This window comes from Georgenia subflava, assembly GCF_009193155.1.
GTDB lineage: Bacteria > Actinomycetota > Actinomycetes > Actinomycetales > Actinomycetaceae > Georgenia > Georgenia subflava.
In genome coordinates, this window is record NZ_VUKD01000002.1 from 215,808 (window position 1) to 236,752 (window position 20,945).

A 20,945-nucleotide genomic window follows, 5' to 3' on the forward strand; every position below is an offset into this window, starting at 1 on the left:
GGTCGCAAATGGCAAGAAATATCGGCGGAAAGGAAGGAGAATCACATTGCGAGAACGGTCGACGAGAGTGCCGTCGCGGCAGCGGCGCCACGGTGCTGATCGTTCGCCCGGCCGGGCGCACGCCGGGGGGCGGCGCAGGAACCCACGAGGTCCCAGACCCGCGGGGCGAGGGTGGTCAGCGGACGCGGGCCACCGGGGCGACCGCGCGCAGGAACCGTCCCAGGAGGGCGGCGACCTGGTCGTGCTCGATGAGAAAACCGTCGTGCCCGTACGGCGAGCGCACGTAGGAGACCGGACCGGCGCCGGGGATCGCGGCGGCGATGCGCTCGGACTCCTCGGGGAAGAAGAGCCGGTCGGAGTCGACGGCCACCACGAGGGTCTCGGCCCGCACCTGGGCCAGGGCCGCCTCGACGCCGCCGCGGTCGCGGCCGACGTCGTGGGTGATCATCGTCTGGCTCAGCGTGAGGTAGCTGTTGGCGTCGAAGCGCAGTGCGAGCTTGCCGGCGTGGTGGTCGAGGTAGGACTGGACCGCGTAACGGCCCCCGGAGAGCGGTTCCTCGGCGTGCTGGGGGAGCCGGCCGAACCGGGTGTCGAGCTCGGTCGGCGTGCGGTAGGTGGTGTGCGCGATCTGGCGGGCCAGGCCCAGGCCGGTGTGCGGGCCCTGCCCGGGGGCGGCGTCGTAGTAGTCACCGCCGCGCCAGGCCGGGTCGAGCCGGATCGCGGAGCACTGCGTGTGGCCCCAGGCGATCTGTTCGGCGCTGCCCCGCGCCGAGGACGCGACGACGGCGATCGCGGTGACCCGCTCGGGCGCCATGACGGCCCACTCGAGCACGCGGTGCCCGCCCATGGACGCCCCGACCACCAGCGCCCAGCTGCCGATGCCGAGCTGGTCGGCCAGCTCGATCTCGGCGGCGACCTGGTCGCGCACCGTGAGCACCGGGAAGCGGGATCCCCACGGCGTGCCGTCCGGAGCGGCGGAGGACGGCCCGGTCGACCCCTGGCAGCCGCCGAGGACGTTCGGGGCTACGACGAAGTAGCGGTCGGTGTCGATGGCCCGCCCGGGGCCGACGACCTCGCTCCACCAACCCGGGTCGCCGTCGGGCTCGCCGGGTCGGCTGGTGACGTGGGAGTCACCGGTGAGGGCGTGCAGCACCAGGACGGCGTTGTCGCCGGTCTCGTTCAGCTCGCCCCACGTCTCGTACGCCAGGCGCACGTGCGGCAGGCGACCGCCGGCCTCCAGGGGGAGTGCGCCGATCTCGGCGAAGCGGCGGGCGCCCGGGTCGTCGCCCTCGCGCCACGCGCCCGACGCCGGGATGGTGCCCGGGTCGATCGGCAGCCGGGTGCGGCGGGCATGGTCGTGCCCGCCGGCCACGCTCCCCGCCGGGGCGGCGGCACGGGCCGCCGCCCCGACGTCGGGCCGACAGTCGCCTGCCTCGCTCACGCCCCTGCCTCCACCGAGGCGGTCTCGGCCGCCGGCTCGGCCGTGAAGCCGGCGGCGGCGGCGAGGCCCACCTCGAGGTCGGCGAGGATGTCGTCGATGTGCTCGATCCCCACGGCCAGCCGGACGAGGCCGGGGTTCACGCCCGCCGCCTCCAGGGCCTCCGGGCCGAGCTGGGAGTGCGTGGTCGAGGCGGGGTGGATCACCAGCGAGCGCACGTCGCCGATGTTGGCCACGTTGGAGTGCAGCTCGAGCGCGTCGACGAACGCCAGCCCGGCGGCGTAGCCCCCGGCGAGCTCGAAGGCGAGGACGGCGCCTGCGCCCTTGGGTGCGTACTTCTGCGCGCGGTCGTACCAGGGGGAGGACGGCAGGCCCGCGTAGGCGACCCGGGTGACCTGGTCGCTGGCGTCGAGGAACTCCGCCACCCGCTGGGCGTTGGCGACGTGCCGCTCGACCCGCAGCGAGAGGGTCTCGATGCCCTGCCCGATGAGGAAGGCGTTGAAGGGTGAGATCGCGGGGCCGAGGTCGCGCAGGAGCTGCACGCGAGCCTTGAGGATGAACGCCGGCGCGCCGAGGTCCTTGTAGACCAGGCCGTTGTAGCTCGGGTCGGGCGTGTTGTAGTTCGGGAAGCGCTCGGGAGAGGCCGACCAGTCGAACGAACCGCCGTCGACGATCACGCCCGCGATCGACGTGCCGTGCCCGCCGAGGTACTTGGTGGCGGAGTGGATGACGATGTCCGCGCCGTGCTGCAGCGGCCGGATGAGGTACGGGGTGGCGATGGTGTTGTCCACGACGAGCGGCACGCCGACCTCGTGGGCGACGGCGGCCACGGCCTCGATGTCCAGGACGGCGGACTTGGGGTTCGCGATGGTCTCGCCGAAGAACAGCTTGGTGCGCTCGTCGGCGGCGGCCCGCCAGGACTCCGGGTCGTCCGGGTTCTCCACGAACCGGGTGGTGATGCCGTACTTGCTGAGCGAGTGCTCGAGGAGGTTGACGGTCCCGCCGTAGAGGTTCGGGCTGGCGACGAGGTTGTCGCCGGCCTCCGCGATGTTGAGGATCGCCAGCGTCGTCGCCGCCTGGCCGGAGGCGAGGAGCAGGCCGGCAACGCCGCCCTCGAGGGCCGCGATGCGGCTCTCCACCGTGTCCTGCGTCGGGTTGGTGATGCGGGTGTAGATCGGGCCGGGCTCCGCCAGCGAGAAGCGGCCGGCCGCCTGCGCCGCGTCTTCGAAGACGAAGGAGGTCGTCTGGTAGATCGGCAGCGCCCGGGCACCGGTGGCGGCGTCGGGGGTCTGGCCGGCGTGGACCTGCAGGGTCTCGAAAGACCAGTCGGCCTGGGGGTTCTGGGTCTCGTTGCTCATGGTGTGCTCCTGGTGGGTGGGGAGCGGGCAGACGAGCCGCGGCTGTGCCGGTGTCCCGTCAGCCCGCGAGGGGGCTGGCAGTGACGTGCACGTTCAGGATCGGGGTGCCCGTTCGGGACCGACCGCGAGCGGGTCGTCCCACCCGGTCGGAGACCGGGACGAGGGCATGCCGAACGTGCGCGTCAGCGGCACATTCGACGGAACATGTCGCTGACTCTAAGAGCGCATCTCACATTTGACGAGGGGTGTCTCACGCTCCGAGATTAGCCAGTTGCGGTGGACCTGCCTCCTGTTTGAGGACGCGACTTCTGGCCGTGCACAGCCCGACGCCGAGTGGCCAGTGATGTCCGGTCCGGCGCCAACCGGCTCCGGCGACGACCGGGCCCTCGTGGCCGGGCGACGACCGGCTCCGGCGACGACCGTTCCCTGGCGACGGGGGCGACGACCAGCTCCGGCGACGCCCGATCCGCGCCGAGCGCCGTCACGGATAGCCCGACGGCGCTGATGGGGATGTGAACCGTGCGACTGAAGTGACTAGAGATTCTGCTGAGACTCGATTAACGTCTGTCCGGGCGTCCGACGGCGGCCTACCGCCGCGCGTGCGTGACGGCCAGAACGACCTGGAGGAAAGTTGGCGATCACTTCACAGCGCGGACGGCGGGCGACCGCCGCGCTCGCGGCGCTCACCCTCGGCGCCACGCTGCTCGGGACGACCGCGCACGCGGCACCGAGCGAGGAGGAGATCGCGGCGTCGCGTGCCGCCGAGAGCTCGACATCGAGCCGGATCGCCACCCTGGAGGTCGAGCTCGCGGAGGTGGCGGCGGCCGCCGAGGGTGCCATGGAACGCTCGGCCACCGCCAACGCGACCTACTTCGCCGCCGAGGGAGCGCTCCAGGCGGCCACCGTGGCCGCCGAGGCGGCGCAGGCCGAGGCGGACGCCGCTGCGGCGGACCTGGAGGTCGCGCGGCAGGAGCTGGGGCAGATCGGCGCGGCGCTGTACCGGGACGGTTCGGCCGGCCTGTCGCAGATCACCCCGTACCTGTCGGCGGACAGCTTCGCCGACGCGATGGCCCGTTCGTCCACGCTCGACCGGCTCGGTGGTCGGGCGGAGAGCCAGGTCCAGCGCTTCGACGCCCTGGAACAGGTCTTCACCACCCTGCAGCGCCGCGCCGACGACGCCGTCGCCAGCCAGGCCAGCGCCACCGAGGCGCTCCGCGAGTCGGCCGAGGAGGCGGAGTCGGCCGCCGGCGCCGCGCAGACCCAGCTCGCCGTCGCGAGCGAGCAGCGTGCCGCCCTCATCGTCCAGCTCGCGGAGCAGCGTGACACCACCGTCGAGCTCGAGCAGCAGCGTCAGGACGCGCTCGAGGCCGAGCGGGCGGCGCGGCTGGAGCGGCAGGCGCAGGCCGAGGTGCTCGAGCGGGCCCAGGAGGCGCGGCAGTCGCCGGCCACCTCGCGCAGCGACTCGAGGACGCCGACGGCGGCAGCTCCCGAGGCGCCGGCGGCGGCACCAGCCGCTCCAGCGCCGACCCCGAGCGCCGCCCCGGAACCGAGCGCCGCCCCAGCACCGAGCCCCGAGCCTGCCCCGACCACCGCTCCGGCGCCGAGCCCGAAGCCTGCTCCGGCGCCTGCACCCGCTCCGACGCCGCCCCCGGCGACCGCCCCCGCGCCGGCCGTGTCCGGAGCCGCGATCGTGGCGTACGCCCGGCAGTTCGTCGGCACGCCCTACCAGTGGGGCGGTTTCACCCCGGCGGCGTTCGACTGCTCCGGGTTCACCTGGTACGTCTTCCAGCACTTCGGGATCGACCTGCCCAAGTCCTCCTGGGGCCAGGGACAGATCGGCACCCGGGTCTCGGCGGCCGAGGCGCGGGTCGGCGACCTCGTCTGGTGGCCGGGCCACGTCGGGATCTACACCGGCAACGGCAACTACATCTCGGCGCTGAACCCGCGGATGCCGCTGGCCGAGGCCCGGATCAGCGCGCACAGCTCCAGCTGGACCTTCATCCGCGTCTCCTGAGGCGGGCGCTCCTGGCGTTCGCCTCCCCTGAGGCGAGCGCTCCCGCCGTCGGCTCTCCTGAGGTGAGCACTCCCGCCGTCGTCCGCCTCACCTGAGGCGAGCGCCCCGCCGTCCGCCACTCCTCAGGCGAGCGCCCCGCCGTCCTGAGCCGAGCGGGGGCCGTGCGAGCACGTGACACCGGGCGGCACACAGAGTGTTCCGCGGCTCGAGCCCTGACGCGACGAGGCCGCGCCGTCCGACGGACGGCGCGGCCTCCCGCGAACCTCAGGCGTTGGTGGCGTCGCCCGGGCCGGTCGGGTCGGCGTGCACGCGGTCCCCGTCGCCGGTGATGGCCTCGTCGGGCCGCTCGGCGGGGGAGCCGTGGCCGTCGTAGTAGCCGGTGTCCTTGGCGCGCTGGTAGGAGTTGCGGATCTCCGCCTCCGCCTCCTCGCGGCCCACCCAGTGCGCGCCCTCGACCGACTTGCCCGGCTCCAGGTCCTTGTACACCTCGAAGAAGTGCTGGATCTCCAGCCGGTGGAACTCGGAGACGTCGTCGATGTCGGTGCGCCACGAGGCGCGCTGGTCCGCTGCCGGCACGCACAGCACCTTGTCGTCGCCGCCGGCCTCGTCACGCATCCGGAACATCCCCAGCGCACGGCAACGGATGAGGCAGCCCGGGAAGGTCGGCTCCTCCAGCAGCACGAGCGCGTCCAGCGGGTCACCGTCCTCGCCGAGCGTGTCCTCGATGAAGCCGTAGTCGTCCGGGTACCGCGTGGACGTGAAGAGCATGCGGTCGAGCCGGATGCGTCCGGTCTCGTGGTCCACCTCGTACTTGTTGCGGTTCCCCTTGGGGATCTCGATCGTGACGTCGAACTCCACGGCTTCCCTTCCTCTGCCCGCCCGGGCCGGCGCCCGCGCACAGGACTCTTGCACGCCCGGCACGGACCTGGCCGGGCGCTCCTGGCCACTAGTGTGGCGCACCGGGGGCCGTCGTGCGGCAACGGCCTACGGACGCAGGGTCAGGAGACGTGGTGGCACGAGGTCGACGAACGGTGGGCGGGATCGCCGCCGCGGTCCTCGTCCTGGCGGGCTACGGCGTCGCCGACGCGGCCGACGTCGTGCCCGGGGTCCTCACGACCGACCCGCCGCCCGCCGCCGCCGAGCCCTTCCCCGACGTGAGCCTGCCCGGCGGGGACCTGGTCGCCCCGACCGTCGAGGGCGCGGACGCGGGCGCACCGGCACCGACCCCCGCTGGGCTGGAAGCACTCGCGACGGAGTTCGCGGACGACTACCGCCGCACCGGCTCGTTCGGGCTCGTCGTGGCGGACGCCATCACCGGCGAGACCCTCCTCGACCACGACGGCGCCACGCCGCGGCTGCCCGCGTCCTCCCTGAAGGTCCTCACCGCCGCGGCCGCGCTCGACGCGCTCGGGGCCGACCGGGTGCTCACCACCTCGGCGGTCCAGCCCGCCGAGGGACGCGTCGTCCTCGTCGGTGCCGGCGACGTCCTGCTCGGGGCGGGCGAGTCCGACCCGCACGAGGTCGTCGGCCGCGCGGGACTGGCGGACCTCGCTGCACGCACGGCCGCAGCGCTCGCGGAGCAGGGCACCACGAGCGTCCAGGTCGACGTCGACGACAGCCTCTTCACCGGCGCCGTCCACCACCCCGACTGGCAGGGCATCGACCTCACCTTCGTCATGCCGGTCCAGGCGCTCGCCGTCGAGGCCGGCCGCATCGGCAACGCGTTCGTCGACGACCCCGCGCTCGAGGCGGGGGCCGCGTTCGCCGACGCGCTCGGAGAGCACGGGATCGAGGTCGTCGGGAACGTCGGCCGACGCACCGTCGACCCCGAGGCCGAGGTCCTTGGCGAGGTGGAGTCGGCGACGATCGGCGAGATCGTGCGCCACACCCTGAAGGTGTCCGACAACTCGGTGGCCGAGGTGCTCGCTCGTCTCGTCGCGGTCGAGCGGGGGGCGACGCCGGACTTCGCCGGGGCGACGTCCGCGGTGCGGCAGCAGATCGCCGAGCTCGGTGTCGACGTCAGCGGGGTGCAGATCGCCGACGGCTCCGGCCTGAGCGAGAGCAACCGCGTACCCGCCGCCGTCCTCGTCGACGTCCTGCGCACCGCGGGCGGCCCGGACGGCGCCTCCCTCCACGGCCTGCTCCCCGGCATGCCGGTCTCGGGGCTGGACGGCACGCTCGCCGACCGGCTGACCGGCGACGCCGCCGGCCGGGTGCGCGCGAAGACCGGGACCCTGATCCGTGCCATCTCCCTGACCGGCACAGTCGTGACCGCGGACGGCCGCCCGCTCCTCCTGTCTGTGCTCGCCTCGGACCTCGAGGTGGGTACGGCGCTGCAGGCCCGGCTCGCGGTCGACTCGCTGGTCCGCTCGCTCGCGGCGTGCGGCTGCCGCTGAGTACGGTGAACGCATGAGCAGCGCCGTCGACTGGCAGGTGGCCGTGCGCCGTGCCGGCAGCCTCGCCCGCCCCGGCCCGCGCGGGTCGCGCGCCGAGCTGCGCGCCCTGATCCAGGTCCTGCGCACGGCCGCCGCCGAGGCGCCCGGGCACGTCGCCGACATCACCGGGCTGCACGCCGCCGGTGCCACGGCGGCGCGCGTACCGGTCTACGTGGTGGACAGACCTCGCTGGGCCGAGGCCAACGTGGCGATGTTCGCCGAGCTGACGAACGGTCTCCTGCCCACCTCCAAGCTGCCCGGCTCTGCCCGGATGGCGGGGGAGGAGATGGGCGTCATGCTCGCGCTGATCGCCTCCAAGGTCCTCGGTCAGTTCGACCCCTTCAGCCCGACGACGACCCCGCCCGGTCGCCTGCTTCTCGTGGCACCGAACGTGCTCAAGGTCGAGCGCGAGCTGGACCTGGACGCGATGGACTTCCGGCTGTGGGTCTGCCTGCACGAGCAGACCCACGCCGTGCAGTTCGCCGCCGCGCCCTGGCTGGCCGACCATCTCTCAGCTCGGATGCGGACCCTCGTCGAGGGCGTCTCCGCCACGACCGACGGCGCTGACCGGCTGCAGCGCGCGGTCCGAGCCGTTGTCGAGACCCTCGGCTCCGCCGTCGGCGGTGGGGCGTCCTCGACAACGACGACCGACGTCGGCGGCCCCCTGGTCGATGCCTTCCTCGAGGCCGGCGAGCGCGAGGCCATGGGCGAGATCGTGGCCGTCATGAGCCTGCTGGAAGGTCACGCCGACGTCGTCATGGACGCGGTCGGCCCGTCCCGGCTCCCCTCGGTGCGCCGCATCCGGGCGGCGTTCGAGAAGCGCCGCGACGGCACCGGGACGCTCGACATCATGCTGCGCCGGCTGCTCGGCATGGACGCCAAGGTCGCCCAGTACCGCAACGGCGCCCGCTTCGTGCGCGCCGTCGTGGACCAGGTCGGTCACGAGGGCCTCAACGCCGTCTGGACCGGGCCCGGCCTGCTGCCCACCGCCGCCGAGGTGGCCGACCCGGCCGCCTGGGTGCGTCGCGTCCACGGCTGAGCCCGCCGTGCCCGGCCCGCACCCGGCCGTCGCGGCCGCGCGTCTGGCGGTCCGCGGCTGCCTGGCGGACCTCCCGCCCGGCGCCCGGGTGCTCGTCGCCTGCTCGGGCGGCGCCGACTCCCTGGCGCTCGCCGCCGCCACCGCGTTCGTCGCCGCTCGCGACGCCCGACCGGCCGGTGCGGTCGTCGTGGACCACCGGCTCCAGCCCGGCTCCGACCGAGTCGCCGCCCGGGCCGCCGCGCAGTGCGTGGAGCTCGGGCTGGAACCGGTCCTGGTACGAGCGGTCGACGTCGACGGCGGCCCGCGCGGCGCGGGTGCGGGCGGCCCCGAGGCGGCGGCGCGCGATGCCCGGTACGGGGCGCTCGCGGCGGCCGCGGAGGGGGAGGGCGCCGCTGCCGTGCTGCTCGGCCACTCCCTCGACGACCAGGCCGAGACCGTGCTCCTCGGGCTCGCCCGCGGCTCCGGGGCCCGCTCCCTCGCCGGGATGCCCGCCGTCCGCGGCCTGTGGCGCCGCCCGTTCCTCGGGCTACGACGGGCCCAGACCGAGCAGGTGTGCCGGGCGCTCGGCCTCGACTTCGTCCGGGACCCGGCCAACGCGGCGGCCGGGCCCTGGCGGGCGGCCGACGGCAGCCCGCTGCGCCGTGCTGCCGTCCGGGAGACGGCCCTGCCGGCGCTCGCCGCCGCGCTGGGGCCCGGCGTCGTCGAGGCGCTCGGGCGCACCGCCGCACAGCTGACCCGGGACGCCGACCTCCTCGAGACCCTCGCCGAGGAGCTGCTCGCGACGGCGCTCCGACCAGAACGTGTCACTCGGCGCGAGGGGGGTGACATCGAGCTCGACGTCGAGGTCCTCGCCGCCGCGCACCCGGCCCTGCGCTCGCGGGCGCTGCGCGCCGCCGCGGTCCGTGCCGGTGCCGCGGCCGGTGCGCTCGCCGCCGTGCACGTCGCGGAGCTCGACGCCCTCGTCGTGGGCTTCCACGGGCAGGGCCCCATCCCCCTCCCCGGCGGGATCGTCGCCGCACGCCGGTGTGGCAGGCTAACTCTCGGGTCGGCCGGCTGAGGCGCGGCGGCGAGCATTCGAGCGAGGAGAGCACGTGGACGCGCAGGACATGGGGCAGGACCTGGAGAAGGTGCTGCTGAGCCAGGAGCAGATCGAGGAGCGGCTGACCGAGCTCGCCGCGCAGATCGACGCCGACTACGCCGGCAAGGAGCTCCTGCTCGTCGGCGTGCTGCGCGGCGCGGTCATGGTCATGGCCGATCTCTCCCGTCGGCTGCACCTGCCCGTCCAGATGGACTGGATGGCGGTGTCCTCCTACGGCTCGGGCACCAAGTCCTCCGGCGTCGTGCGCATCCTCAAGGACCTCGACACCGACCTGCACGGACGCGACGTCCTCATCGTCGAGGACATCATCGACTCGGGCCTGACGCTGTCCTGGCTGCTGGCGAACCTCCGCTCGCGCGGGCCGGCGTCGGTCGAGATCGCCACGCTGCTGCGCAAGCCGGAGGCGGCCAAGGTCGCCGTCGACGTGCGCTACGTCGGCTTCGACATCCCGCCGGAGTTCGTCGTCGGCTACGGCCTGGACTACGCCGAGCGGTACCGGCACCTTCCCTTCGTCGGGACCCTGGCCCCGCACGTCTACGGGGGCTGACCCGCCGACCCGCCCCGGTCGTCCCCCGCCGGCCCGCCCCGGTTGACCGCCGAGCCGCCACGGTCGCCCGCCGACGGCCCGACGCGGCCGGAGCCGCGTGCCGAGGCCGCCGGTCCTGGCCGCTCATGCCCTGCGCGAACACGGGCCGTGCGCCCAGCCGACGTCCAGGAATGTCGTATACCGTCAGGGAAACCGTGCGACCAGGAGGGACCGGGCGCCAAGCCCACACTCGATGAACGCGAAGAACTTGCTGCGAGGTCCGCTCGTCTGGATCCTCCTGATGCTCCTGTTCGTCTCCCTGGGGTGGTCCCTCCTGGGGCAGAGCGGGACGCAGCAGATCGACACCTCCCAGGGTCTGAAGCTGCTCGAGGGCGACACCGTCGAGCAGGTCGAGATCACCGAGGGCACCCAGCGTGTGCGCATGACGCTGAGCGAGCCGTTCGAGGTCGACGACGGCGAGGGCAACACCGTCGACAAGGGCACCAGCGTGGAGTTCTTCTACGTCACGCCCCAGGGCGAGACGGTGGCCCAGGCGGTCGAGGCCGCCGACCCCGAGAAGGGCTACAACTCGGTGGTGCCGACCACGTCGGTGTGGACGTCGCTGCTGACGTTCATGCTGCCGATGATCATCATCTTCATCGTCTTCTGGTGGCTGCTCTCGCGGATGCAGGGCGGCGCCGGCGGCATGATGAAGTTCGGCAAGTCCAAGGCCAAGATGGTCTCCAAGGAGACCCCGCAGGTCACCTTCGCCGACGTCGCCGGCGAGGACGAGGCCGTCGAGGAGCTCGAGGAGATCAAGGAGTTCCTCGCCGAGCCGGAGAAGTTCCAGGCGGTCGGCGCCAAGATCCCCAAGGGCGTGCTGCTGTACGGCCCGCCAGGGACCGGCAAGACCCTCCTGGCCCGCGCCGTCGCCGGCGAGGCCGGCGTGCCCTTCTTCTCCATCTCCGGCTCGGAGTTCGTGGAGATGTTCGTCGGCGTGGGCGCCTCCCGGGTGCGCGACCTCTTCGAGCAGGCCAAGTCCAACGCCCCGGCCATCATCTTCGTCGACGAGATCGATGCCGTCGGGCGTCACCGCGGTGCCGGCATGGGCGGCGGGCACGACGAGCGCGAGCAGACCCTCAACCAGCTCCTGGTGGAGATGGACGGCTTCGACGTCAACACCAACGTCATCCTCATCGCCGCCACCAACCGCCCCGACGTCCTGGACCCGGCGCTGCTGCGCCCCGGACGCTTCGACCGACAGGTCGCGGTGGAGGCGCCGGACCTGCACGGCCGCGCGGCCATCCTCCGCGTGCACTCCCAGGGCAAGCCCATGGCCCCCGGCGTCGACCTGGACATGGTGGCCAAGCGGACGCCCGGCTTCACCGGTGCCGACCTGGCCAACGTGCTCAACGAGGCCGCCCTGCTGACCGCCCGCTCCAACGCCCAGCTGATCGACGACCGCGCCCTGGACGAGGCGATCGACCGCGTCATCGCCGGCCCGCAGAAGCGCACCCGGGTGATGAACGAGAAGGAGCTCAAGGTCACGGCCTACCACGAGGGCGGGCACGCGCTGGCGGCGGCCGCCCTGCGCTACACCGACCCGGTGACGAAGGTGACGATCCTGCCCCGTGGTCGTGCGCTGGGCTACACGATGGTCATGCCCAGCGAGGACAAGTACTCGACGTCGCGCAACGAGCTGCTCGACCAGCTCGCCTACGCCATGGGCGGCCGGGTGGCCGAGGAGATCGTCTTCCACGACCCCACGACCGGCGCCTCGAACGACATCGAGAAGGCCACGGCGATCGCCCGGAAGATGGTCGTCGAGTACGGCATGAGCGAGCGGGTCGGGGCGATCAAGCTCGGCCAGACGCAGGGCGAGCCGTTCCTCGGCCGGGACATCGGCCACCAGCGCGACTACTCCGAGGACGTCGCCCGGATCGTCGACGAGGAGGTCCGCCGCCTGATCGAGGCCGCCCACGACGAGGCGTGGGAGATCCTCCACACCTACCGGGACGTCCTGGACAACCTCGTCCTCGAGCTCCTCGAGAACGAGACCCTCAACGAGGCCGAGCTCGCCCGCGTCTTCAGCCCGGTGACCAAGCGGGAGGCGCGGCCGGTCTGGCTGTCCTCCGAGGACCGGCACGTCAGCAGCCGTCCGCCGGTGCTCACCGCCGCCGAGCGTGCCCGCGGGGAGCGCATGCTCCCCGAGGACCAGATCGCCGCGGCCGGCGAGTCGAACCTCGGCGAGCACGGCCCGGGCATCGGGCAGGTGCCCGACGGCGGGACCGTCGGCGGCCCCGCCGAGGGCGCCTGAGCATGGCCGGGGCGCCGCCGTCGCCGGGTGGCGACGGCATCCCCGGGTCACCGGACGCCATCTCCGGGTCACCGGGCGCCATCCCCGAGTCACCGGGCGCCATCCCCGGGTCTCCGGACGCTGCCGCCGAGCGGCCTCACCTTGTCAGCGACGCCGCGCCGCTGCACGACCCCGGCGACGACGCGGCCCGGCGCCCGTACGACCCCGAGGGCGTGCGTCGTGCGGTGCGCGACCTGCTCGTCGCGGTCGGCGAGGACCCGGACCGGGACGGCCTGGCCGGGACGCCTGAGCGGATGGCGCGTGCCTACGCCGAGATGTTCGCCGGGCTCGCGGAGAACCCCGCCGACCACCTCGAGGCCGTTTTCGACATCGGCCACGAGGAGATGGTCCTCGTGCGCGACATCCCGCTGTACTCGATGTGCGAGCACCACCTGCTGCCGTTCCACGGCGTCGCCCACGTGGGCTACATCCCGGCCGTGGACGGGCGGGTCACCGGGCTGAGCAAGCTCGCCCGCCTGGTCGAGGGCTACGCCCGCCGCCCTCAGGTCCAGGAGCGCCTCACCTCGCAGGTCGCGGACGCGCTCGTGGACCGGCTCCAGCCGCGCGGAGTCATCGTGGTGGTCGAGGCCGAGCACCTGTGCATGTCGATGCGCGGCGTGCGGAAGCCGGGCTCGCGCACCCTCACGTCCGCCGTGCGCGGCCACATGCGCCGGGCCGCCACCCGCGCCGAGGCGATGAGCCTCATCGTCGGCCACCGCGGCTGACCTGGACCAGCCGGATAGCCTGGACGCGTGAGCGAGCGAGAGCGCCGTCGGCGCGCCACCACCGGACCGCGGCCCCTGCCCGCATCCGTGCAGGACCCGGGCCGCGCGCTGGTGATGGGCGTCGTCAACGTCACCCCGGACTCCTTCTCCGACGGCGGCCAGTGGTTCGACACCGACGTCGCGATCGCGCACGCTCGGCACCTGCTCGCCCAGGGCGCCGACATCGTCGACATCGGCGGTGAGTCCACCCGGCCCGGCGCCGCCCCGGTCACCCCCGACGAGGAGCGGGTGCGGGTGCTGCCGGTCGTGCGTGCCCTGGTCGCCGACGGTGCCGTCGTCAGCGTGGACACGGTCAACGCGACCACCGCGCGGGCCGCCGCCGAGGCCGGGGCCCACATCGTCAACGACGTCTCCGGTGGCCTCGCCGACCCGGAGATGGCCCCGACCCTGGCCCGCACCGGCCTGGTGTACGTGATCCAGCACTGGCGCGGGTCGCCCGAGACGATGGACTCGCTGGCGACCTACGACGACGTCGTCGGCGAGGTGTGCGCCGAGCTCGAGCAGCGGGTCGCCGGCGCCCGCCGCGCCGGCGTGCGCCCCGAGCAGATCGTCGTCGACCCGGGGCTCGGGTTCGCGAAGAAGGCCCCGCACAACTGGCTGCTCCTCGCTCACCTCGACGCGCTCGCCGAGCTCGGCCACCCGGTGCTCGTGGGGGCTTCGCGCAAGCGGTTCCTCTCCGCCGTCGTCCCGCCGGCGCTCGCGGACCAGCCGCTCGCCCGCGACAACGCCACCTCGGCGATCAGTGCCCTCTCGGCCGCCGCCGGCGCCTGGGCGGTCCGGGTGCACGAGGTCGCGGCTTCGGTCGACGCCGTCCGGGTGGCCGCCGCCTGGCAGGGGCACCGGTGATCCGCGACGCGGACGGGCGCGAGCTCGACCAGATCCGCGTGCTCGGCCTGAGCGCCACGGGCCACCACGGGGTCTTCGCGCACGAGCGCGCGGAGGGGCAGACCTTCGGGGCCGACGTCGTGCTGCACCTCGACACCCGCGCCGCCGGCGGCACCGACGACCTCGCCGCCACCGTGAGCTACGCCGACGTCGCGGAGGACGTCGTCGCGATCCTCGGCGGCGAGCCGGTCGACCTGGTGGAGACCCTCGCCGCCCGCATCGCGGACGCGGTGCTGGCGCGGCCCGGCGTCCACGCGGTGGACGTGACGGTGCACAAGCCGCAGGCGCCGCTGACCGTGCCGTTCGACGACGTCCAGCTGTCGATCCGGCGGTACGCGCACGAGGCCGGTTCGCACATCGCGCACGAGGCTGGTGCGCACATCGCGCACCAGACCGCCGACCAGTCCGGGACCCACGAAGTTGCCGCTGACCGGGCCAGGACCGACGAGGTTGCTGAAGTGGTCGCTATAGCAACCACTTCAGCAACCTCGTCGTTCGACGGCGGTGGCGGCAGTGGCGCGGAGCCCGCCGAGGCGCTGGAGCGGCGACCGCACCGGCCGGCCCACGTGGTGCTCGCGCTCGGGGCCAACATCGGTGATCCGGCGGCGACCCTGCACGCCGCCGTCGAGTCGCTCTCGGCCGCCGACGGGCTCGAGGTCACCGCCGTGTCACCGGTGGCCCGTACCGCTCCGGTGCTCGCGCCCGGGCAGGACGCCCAGCCGGACTACCTCAACGCCGTCGTGCTCGCCACGACCACCCTCGCGCCGCTGGAGCTTCTCGACCTCGCCCACCGTCTCGAGGACGAGCACGGGCGTCGCCGGGAGGAACGGTGGGGCGCGCGCACGCTCGACATCGACATCATCGCCGTGGACGACCTCCGCTCCACCGACCCCGTCCTGACGCTGCCGCACCCGCGCGCCCACGAGCGTGCGTTCGTCCTCGCCCCGTGGGCCGCGGCCGACCCCGGCGCCGTCCTCCCGGGACCGGACGGCGGCCCGGTCGCCGAGCTCGCCGACCGGGCGGCCGACCGGGGAAGCCTGGAATGGGTCCCCGGCGAGCTGCCGGCCAGAGGGGCTGCGGCAGCGCTCAGGGAGACGGTGCCCGCCAAGGTTCGGTCCTCGGCTGCGGCGCCGTCGGAGGTGGCGACCCCGGAGGAGGTTCCCGCAGAGGCAGCGCCTTCGGCGGCCCCAAGCTCGGCACCCGCAGAGTCGTCGGACGCGGCCGAGCCGCACGGTGGTCGTTGATGCAACGGACCTCCTGGCAGGTGCTTCTCCTGCTGGCGATCGGTGGCGGACTGGTCTCCTACCTCGTGCTCTCCGGGCTCGACGGGCGCGGCTACCTGCCGGTGCCGGTGCCGATGAGCACCGCGCTCGGCCCCGCCGCCCTCTCGGTCGTGCTCCTCTGGCTGGGGCGCAACGTCCGCAGGCTGGTGCGCCGCGACCCGACGTCGATGACGCCGATCGGGGCAGCCAGGGTGGTCGTGCTGGCCAAGGCGAGCGCGCTGGTCGGGGCCGTGCTGGTCGGCTACTTCGGTGCGCAGCTGGTCCTCGCCCTCGAGAACCTCGCGGCTCCGCTGCCGCGCGACCAGGCCTGGGCAGCCGGTCTGTCGCTGGTCGCCTGCGTGGTGCTGGTCGGGGTCGCGCTGCTCGTCGAGTGGTGGTGCCGCGTGCCGCCCGAGGACGACGACGAGACACCCGGACGCTCCGGCCACTCGCCCAGCGCAGCCTGAGCCCGGGGCGCTGGGGCGGCGCCCGGCAGTGCAGCTCGGACGGCAGGACGAGCTGCGACGTCGGCGGCCAGGCGACCGGCGACGACGTCGTCCGGCGAAGCGGGGCGACATCGGCAGCGCGGCTGCCTCGGCCGCGGTGAGCCAGGCTGTGGCGTCGGCCGGGCGACGGACAGGGCTCCGACCTCCGGTGGATGGGCCTGACGACAGGATCTGCCAGGCTAGGACCGTGCAACCACCTGAGGAGACACCGATGAGCAGCGCTCCCCTCGAGCAGTCGGGCGCGGCCCCGCGGGGCACGGCGCCGGAGGCCGCCGAGCCCGGTGCACCGTCCGCGAGGAGTCCTTTCGAGCCGGTCGGCGTGACGTTCACACCTGTCTCGGCGGGACTGATCACCGCACGGCTCGTCGTCCTGCTGGTGTCGTTCGCGGTACCCGTGCTCGGTACCGTCGCCCTCGGCGTCATCTTCGGCGGGTGGGTGTGGGTGGCCCCCGTCGTCGTGGTCGCGGTTCTGGCATGGCTCCTGTGGCTCATCCCGCGGCAGGTCCGTGCGATCGGCTACGCCGAGGCGGACGACGACCTGCTGATCCGGACCGGCATCCTCTTCCGCTCCCTGACCGTGGTGCCTTACGGCCGCATGCAGTTCGTCGACGTCAACGCGGGCCCCCTCGACCGCCGCTTCGGCGTCGCCCAGGTGCGGCTGCACACGGCGGCCGCGCAGACCGACGCGACGATTCCCGGCCTGCCGCCGACCGAGGCCGCGCGGCTGCGGGACCGGCTCACTGCCCGTGGCGAGGCGAGGCTGGCCGGGCTGTGAGCAGCGACCGTCCCGCGTCCTCGGCCGGCGGGCCGGGGCTCGGCGACCTGCCCGAGCCGGCTGCCGGACCGGTCGACGTCACCCCCGCGGCAGACGCGGAGAACCCGCCTGTCGACGTCACCGCGGCCGGCGCGGAGAGCCCGCCTGTCGACGTCACCTGGCGCCGCGTCCACAAGATCACCCCGATCCTCAACGCGTGGAAGGTCGTCGTCGCCGTGCTGGCGTTCTTCGCCTGGCAGCTGAGCGACCAGCTCACCGACCTTCCCGACGAGCTCTGGGAGACCGTCACCCGGTACCGCACGATCGCGATCCTGGCGGCGGCCGGGGTGCTGCTCGTCGTCGCGCTGGCGGCCGGCCTGTACTCGATGCTCGCCTGGCGACGCATGCGCTTCGCGATCACGGCCGAGTCGGTCGACCTGCACACCGGCATCCTTTTCCGGCAGGAACGCCACGCCCGCCTCGTGCGGGTCCAGGCCGTCGACGTCGTCCAGCCCCTGCTCGGCAGGCTGTTCGGCCTGGCCCAGGTGCGGGTCGAGACGGCCGGCGGCAGCGAGTCGAACGTCATCATCGGCTACCTCAAGGAGTCCGAGGCCCAGGACGTCCGCAACGAGGTCATGGCCCGCGCGGCAGGCGTCGACGTGCCGGGCCCCACCCGCGAGGGCGCGGGCGGCGAAGGGACCGCCCGCCAGGTCGCGGCCGCCCCGGAGCGTGAGGTTCTCCAGGTGCCGCCGGGCCGGATCGTCGGCTCGCTGCTGCTCTCCGGCGGCCTCGTCGTCTTCCTGCTCGTGATCGCCGGCCTGGTGGTGGCGGCGGTGCTGAGCGGCAGCATGGCTCCGTTCTTCGGTGCACTGCCGGCCATGCTCGGTTGGGGCGGGTACCTGTGGGGCAGGTTCGCCGGCGAGTTCGGCTTCCGTGCGGCGCTCTCGCCCGACGGCATCCGCCTGCGTCACGGCCTGCTCGAGACCCGCACGCAGACCCTTCCCCCGGGCCGGGTCCAGGCCGTCAAGCTCACCCAGGCACTCCTGTGGCGCCGGTACGGCTGGTGGCGCGTCGAGGTCAACGTGGCCGGCTACGGCGCCGCGGACCCAACGGGCCAGCGGACGGTCGAGACGGTGCTGCTGCCCGTCGGACCCAGAGGTGAGGCGCTCAACGCGCTGTGGCTCGTGCTGCCCGACCTCGGCGTGGAGGACGCTCGCGCCGTTCTCGACGCTGCGCTGGAGGGGTCGGGCGAGGGCGCGGGTTTCCACACCAGCCCGCGCCGGGCCCGTCTGCTCGACCCGCTCACCTGGCGACGGAACGCGCTACGCATCACCGACACCGCCCTGCTGATGCGCAGCGGCCGGTTCGGACGTGCCCTGGTCATCGTCCCGCACGAGCGCACCCAGTCCCTGGCGCTCACGCAGGGGCCGCTCGAGCGGTGGCGCGGCCTGGCCGACCTGCACGCCCACTCGGTTCCTGGGCCGATCGTTCCGGTCGCCTACCACCTCGACGAGATGCTCACGCTGGAGATCCTGCGCGAGCAGGCCGGCCGCGCCCGCACGGCCCGTGCGTCGGAGGGTCCAGAGGAGTGGATGAGGCGTGTCGCCGTGCCGACGGCGACGGGTCCCGGCGACCCCGGAGCCCCGGGCGAGAGCAGCGCACCTGGCGGTCCCCACGGCGTCGCGGGCACTCCTGCTGGTCCCGGCGACCCCGGCGCCCCTCGCGCCCCCGGCAGCTCCGGCGACCCCGACGGTCCCGTCGACCTTGCCGAGAGCGGCGTCGCTGACGCCGCCAGGATCCCGGACGCTCCGGATGGTCCCGACGGTCCCGGCGGTCAGACCGGGGACGACGGCGACAAGGGTGGGGTCGGCCCGGTGCGCCCCGGCTGACGGTCCGCCGGGGCGGGGCTCGCCCCGTCCCTGGGATGATGGCCCGGTGAGCACCGCACCCCACCCAGCCCGTCCGCCGGCCCGTCCCGGGCGTCTCGGTCTCGGGGTGGTCGGCGCCGGCCGCGTCGGTGCCGTCCTCGCCAGCGCCCTGCGCAGCGTCGGCCACTCGGTCGTCGGCGCCAGCGCCGTCTCGGCGGAGAGTCGGGACCGGGTCGAGGCCCTCCTTCCCGGAGTGCCCGTGCTGCCGGTCGAGGACGTCGTCGAGCGCGCCGAGCTGGTGCTGCTGACCGTCCCGGACGACGTGCTCGGCGAGCTGACCTCCGGGCTCGCCGAGCTCGGCCGCTGGCAGCCCGGCCAGCTCGTGGTGCACACCTCGGGCCGGTACGGCACCGAGGTGCTGGCACCAGCCCGGGCGGCAGGTGCGATCACGCTGGCGATCCATCCCGCCATGACCTTCACCGGCACGAGCCTGGATCTCGCACGGCTGACCGGCTGCCCGTTCGCGGTCACCGCCGCGGCGCCCGTGCTGCCGATCGCCCAGGCCCTCGTGGTCGAGATCGGCGGCGAGCCCGTGGTGCTCGACGAGGCCGAGCGCCCGACCTACCACGCCGCCCTCGCCCACGGCGCCAACCACCTCGTCACCCTCGTCGCCCAGGCCGAGCGCGCTCTGGCCGCCGCCGGCATCGACGAGCCCGGCGCGCTGCTCACCCCGCTGCTCAGCGCCGCCCTCGACGGCGCCCTCCGAGGAGGGGAGCACGGCCTGACCGGACCGGTCGTACGTGGCGACGTCGGGACCGTCCGCGCGCACCTGGACGCCCTGACCGCGCTCGCCGGTGAAGACCTCGGGGACGTCGCCGAGACCTACCGGCACCTCGCCCGCGCCACCACCGTGCGGGCGCTCGCCAACGAACGGATCGGCGCCGCGACCGCCGCCGAGCTGCTCGACGCGCTGGCCCCCGTCCCGGCCGCGACCGGCCACGGCGCCGCCGGGACCCACGGCACGGCCGCGAACGGTCCGGCTGCCGGTACGGCCGCCCGGACCGGCGTCCGCGCCACGGCGGAGGTGACGCCGCTGGAGCCCGTGGTGGTCCGCACCCGCACCGAGCTAGCCGCCGCGCTCGCGGTCCTGCCGGGCACCCGTGGCCTGGTGATGACCATGGGCGCCCTCCACGACGGTCACCTGGCGCTCGTCCGCGAGGCGCGCGCCCGGGCGGACCACGTGGTGGTCTCCGTCTACGTCAACCCGCTCCAGTTCGGGCCGGGCGAGGACCTCGACGCCTACCCGCGCGACCTCGACTCCGACCTCGCCCTGCTCGCGGGCGAGGGCGTCGACGTCGTCTTCGCGCCCGACGACGCTGAGGTCTACCCCTCGCAGCCGCTGGTCCGCGTCGACCCCGGGCCGGTGGCCACCGTCCTGGAGGGGCGCACCCGGCCGACGCACTTCGCCGGGGTTCTCCAGGTCGTGGCCAAGGTGCTCAACCTCGTCCGGCCGGACCTGGCGGTCTTCGGGCAGAAGGACGCCCAGCAGCTCGCGCTGGTGCGCACGATGGTGCGTGACCTCGATCTCGGCGTCGAGATCGTCGCCGTCCCGATCAGGCGTGACGACGACGGCCTGGCCATGTCGAGCCGCAACACCTACCTCTCGGCGACCAATCGGACCCGGGCGCTGTCGCTCGTGCGCGCCCTGCGGGCGGGTCAGGACGCCGCGGCTGCCGGGGCCGGGGTCGACGGGGTGCTGGCGGCCGCCACCGAGGTGCTCGGCTCGGCCGAGGGCGTGGACGTCGACTACGTTGCTCTGGTCGACCCCGGCACGTTCCTCCCGCTCGCGGAGGGCGACTCGGGGCCGGGGCTGCTCGCCGTGGCTGCCCGCGTGGGGCCCACCCGGCTCATCGACAACATGACCGTCGACCTGCAAGGACCGCGACCGTGACCGACCGTTCTCCCCGCTCGTTGCTGCGCCCGATGATGATCGCCAAGATCCACCGGGCGACGATCACCGCGGCGGACCTGCACTACGTCGGCTCGATCACGGTCGACGCCGATCTCCTCGACGCCGCGGACCTCCTGCCCGGCCAGCAGGTGGACGTCGTCGACGTGACCAACGGGGCGCGGCTGACCACCTACGTGATCCCGGGGGAGCGGGGCAGCGGGATCCTGTGCATCAACGGCGCCGCCGCGCACCTCGTGCACGCCGGCGACCTCGTCATCCTCATCGCCTACGGCCAGCTCGACGACGCCGACGCCCGCAGCTACACCCCGCACGTGGTCTTCGTCGACGAGCACAACAAGATCGTCGACGTCGGCGTCGAGCCCGGGCAGGTTCCCGACGTCGACGCCGGCGAGGCCCGCCACGTGGAGCCGAGCGGTATCACCACCGCGAGCTACCGCGCCGGCCTGGAGTCCGGAGCCGAGCCCGAGCCCGGCGCCTGATGCCCACCCGGCGACTCCGGTCGCCGTCGTCGTCCGTCTCGGCTCTGTTGGTGCTCGCGGCACCGGTGACGTCCGAGTCCTGTGCCGAGTTCCGCAGATGCGGATGGGGACCTCGGGAGGATGCGGACATCGCGAGTGCCGCGGGAGCACGGCCGGGGACATCCAGCCG

At 74.1% G+C, this 20,945-nt stretch carries 16 protein-coding genes and 1 pseudogene; 14 read left to right on the forward strand and 3 right to left on the reverse strand.

The annotated features are described in order from the left end of the window. Positions 1–175 precede the first annotated feature (175 nt). Entirely contained in the window at positions 176–1,336 is a 1,161-nt protein-coding gene (gene metX, locus GD748_RS07520; RefSeq protein ID WP_152816353.1) for a homoserine O-acetyltransferase MetX, read from the reverse strand. A gap of 101 nt (positions 1,337–1,437) precedes the next feature. Next, a complete protein-coding gene (locus GD748_RS07525; RefSeq protein ID WP_152194594.1) occupies positions 1,438–2,796 on the reverse strand; it encodes a bifunctional o-acetylhomoserine/o-acetylserine sulfhydrylase in 1,359 nt (452 codons plus the stop codon). 631 nt (positions 2,797–3,427) lie between these two features. Between GD748_RS07525 and GD748_RS07530 the strand changes: the two genes are divergently transcribed. After that, positions 3,428–4,810, forward strand: coding sequence for a C40 family peptidase (locus tag GD748_RS07530; protein ID WP_152194595.1), 1,383 nt, complete (start codon positions 3,428–3,430; stop codon positions 4,808–4,810). A gap of 366 nt (positions 4,811–5,176) precedes the next feature. Here the strand turns inward: GD748_RS07530 and GD748_RS07535 are convergent. Further along, positions 5,177–5,668 (reverse strand): annotated as a pseudogene (locus GD748_RS07535) (inorganic diphosphatase); the annotation flags it as partial. 152 nt (positions 5,669–5,820) lie between these two features. On the opposite strand from GD748_RS07535, the gene dacB reads away from it, so the two are divergent. The 13 genes from dacB (at position 5,821) to panD (ending at position 20,776) form a co-directional block, all read left to right on the forward strand. Next, positions 5,821–7,206, forward strand: coding sequence for a D-alanyl-D-alanine carboxypeptidase/D-alanyl-D-alanine endopeptidase (gene dacB / locus GD748_RS07540; RefSeq protein WP_152816351.1), 1,386 nt, complete (start codon positions 5,821–5,823; stop codon positions 7,204–7,206). A 13-nt stretch (positions 7,207–7,219) separates the two neighbouring features. Continuing rightward, a complete protein-coding gene (locus tag GD748_RS07545; RefSeq protein ID WP_152194597.1) occupies positions 7,220–8,284 on the forward strand; it encodes a zinc-dependent metalloprotease in 1,065 nt (354 codons plus the stop codon). Positions 8,285–8,291: 7 nt separating this feature from the next. Continuing rightward, positions 8,292–9,341, forward strand: a complete 1,050-nt coding sequence (tilS, locus tag GD748_RS07550) for a tRNA lysidine(34) synthetase TilS (RefSeq protein WP_152194598.1) — start codon at positions 8,292–8,294, stop codon at positions 9,339–9,341. 49 nt (positions 9,342–9,390) lie between these two features. Beyond that, positions 9,391–9,930, forward strand: coding sequence for a hypoxanthine phosphoribosyltransferase (gene hpt, locus GD748_RS07555; RefSeq protein WP_152195039.1), 540 nt, complete (start codon positions 9,391–9,393; stop codon positions 9,928–9,930). A gap of 232 nt (positions 9,931–10,162) precedes the next feature. Then, positions 10,163–12,226, forward strand: coding sequence for an ATP-dependent zinc metalloprotease FtsH (ftsH, locus tag GD748_RS07560; RefSeq protein ID WP_152194599.1), 2,064 nt, complete (start codon positions 10,163–10,165; stop codon positions 12,224–12,226). 59 nt (positions 12,227–12,285) lie between these two features. Next, positions 12,286–12,990 carry a GTP cyclohydrolase I FolE gene (folE, locus tag GD748_RS07565; RefSeq protein ID WP_452176685.1) on the forward strand — a complete coding sequence of 235 codons (705 nt, stop codon included), beginning with the start codon at positions 12,286–12,288 and terminating at the stop codon, positions 12,988–12,990. A gap of 114 nt (positions 12,991–13,104) precedes the next feature. Next, positions 13,105–13,896, forward strand: coding sequence for a dihydropteroate synthase (gene folP / locus GD748_RS19855; RefSeq protein WP_152195041.1), 792 nt, complete (start codon positions 13,105–13,107; stop codon positions 13,894–13,896). Further along, positions 13,893–15,179, forward strand: coding sequence for a 2-amino-4-hydroxy-6-hydroxymethyldihydropteridine diphosphokinase (gene folK, locus GD748_RS19465; protein WP_226920950.1), 1,287 nt, complete (start codon positions 13,893–13,895; stop codon positions 15,177–15,179). The genes folP and folK overlap by 4 nt, the downstream gene beginning before the upstream one ends. Continuing rightward, positions 15,179–15,664, forward strand: a complete 486-nt coding sequence (locus GD748_RS07580) for a DUF3180 domain-containing protein (RefSeq protein ID WP_193312876.1) — start codon at positions 15,179–15,181, stop codon at positions 15,662–15,664. The genes folK and GD748_RS07580 overlap by 1 nt, the downstream gene beginning before the upstream one ends. A gap of 250 nt (positions 15,665–15,914) precedes the next feature. After that, on the forward strand, positions 15,915–16,478 hold the full coding sequence (locus tag GD748_RS07585; protein ID WP_152194601.1) for a PH domain-containing protein: 564 nt from the start codon (positions 15,915–15,917) through the stop codon (positions 16,476–16,478). Further along, positions 16,475–18,346: a PH domain-containing protein gene (locus GD748_RS07590; protein WP_226920952.1), complete on the forward strand. Its 1,872-nt coding sequence runs from the start codon at positions 16,475–16,477 to the stop codon at positions 18,344–18,346. The genes GD748_RS07585 and GD748_RS07590 overlap by 4 nt, the downstream gene beginning before the upstream one ends. Positions 18,347–18,392: 46 nt before the next feature. Then, positions 18,393–20,276, forward strand: coding sequence for a pantoate--beta-alanine ligase (gene panC / locus GD748_RS20240; RefSeq protein WP_405002668.1), 1,884 nt, complete (start codon positions 18,393–18,395; stop codon positions 20,274–20,276). 32 nt (positions 20,277–20,308) lie between these two features. Next, positions 20,309–20,776, forward strand: a complete 468-nt coding sequence (gene panD / locus GD748_RS07605; RefSeq protein WP_152195043.1) for an aspartate 1-decarboxylase — start codon at positions 20,309–20,311, stop codon at positions 20,774–20,776. Positions 20,777–20,945 lie beyond the last annotated feature (169 nt).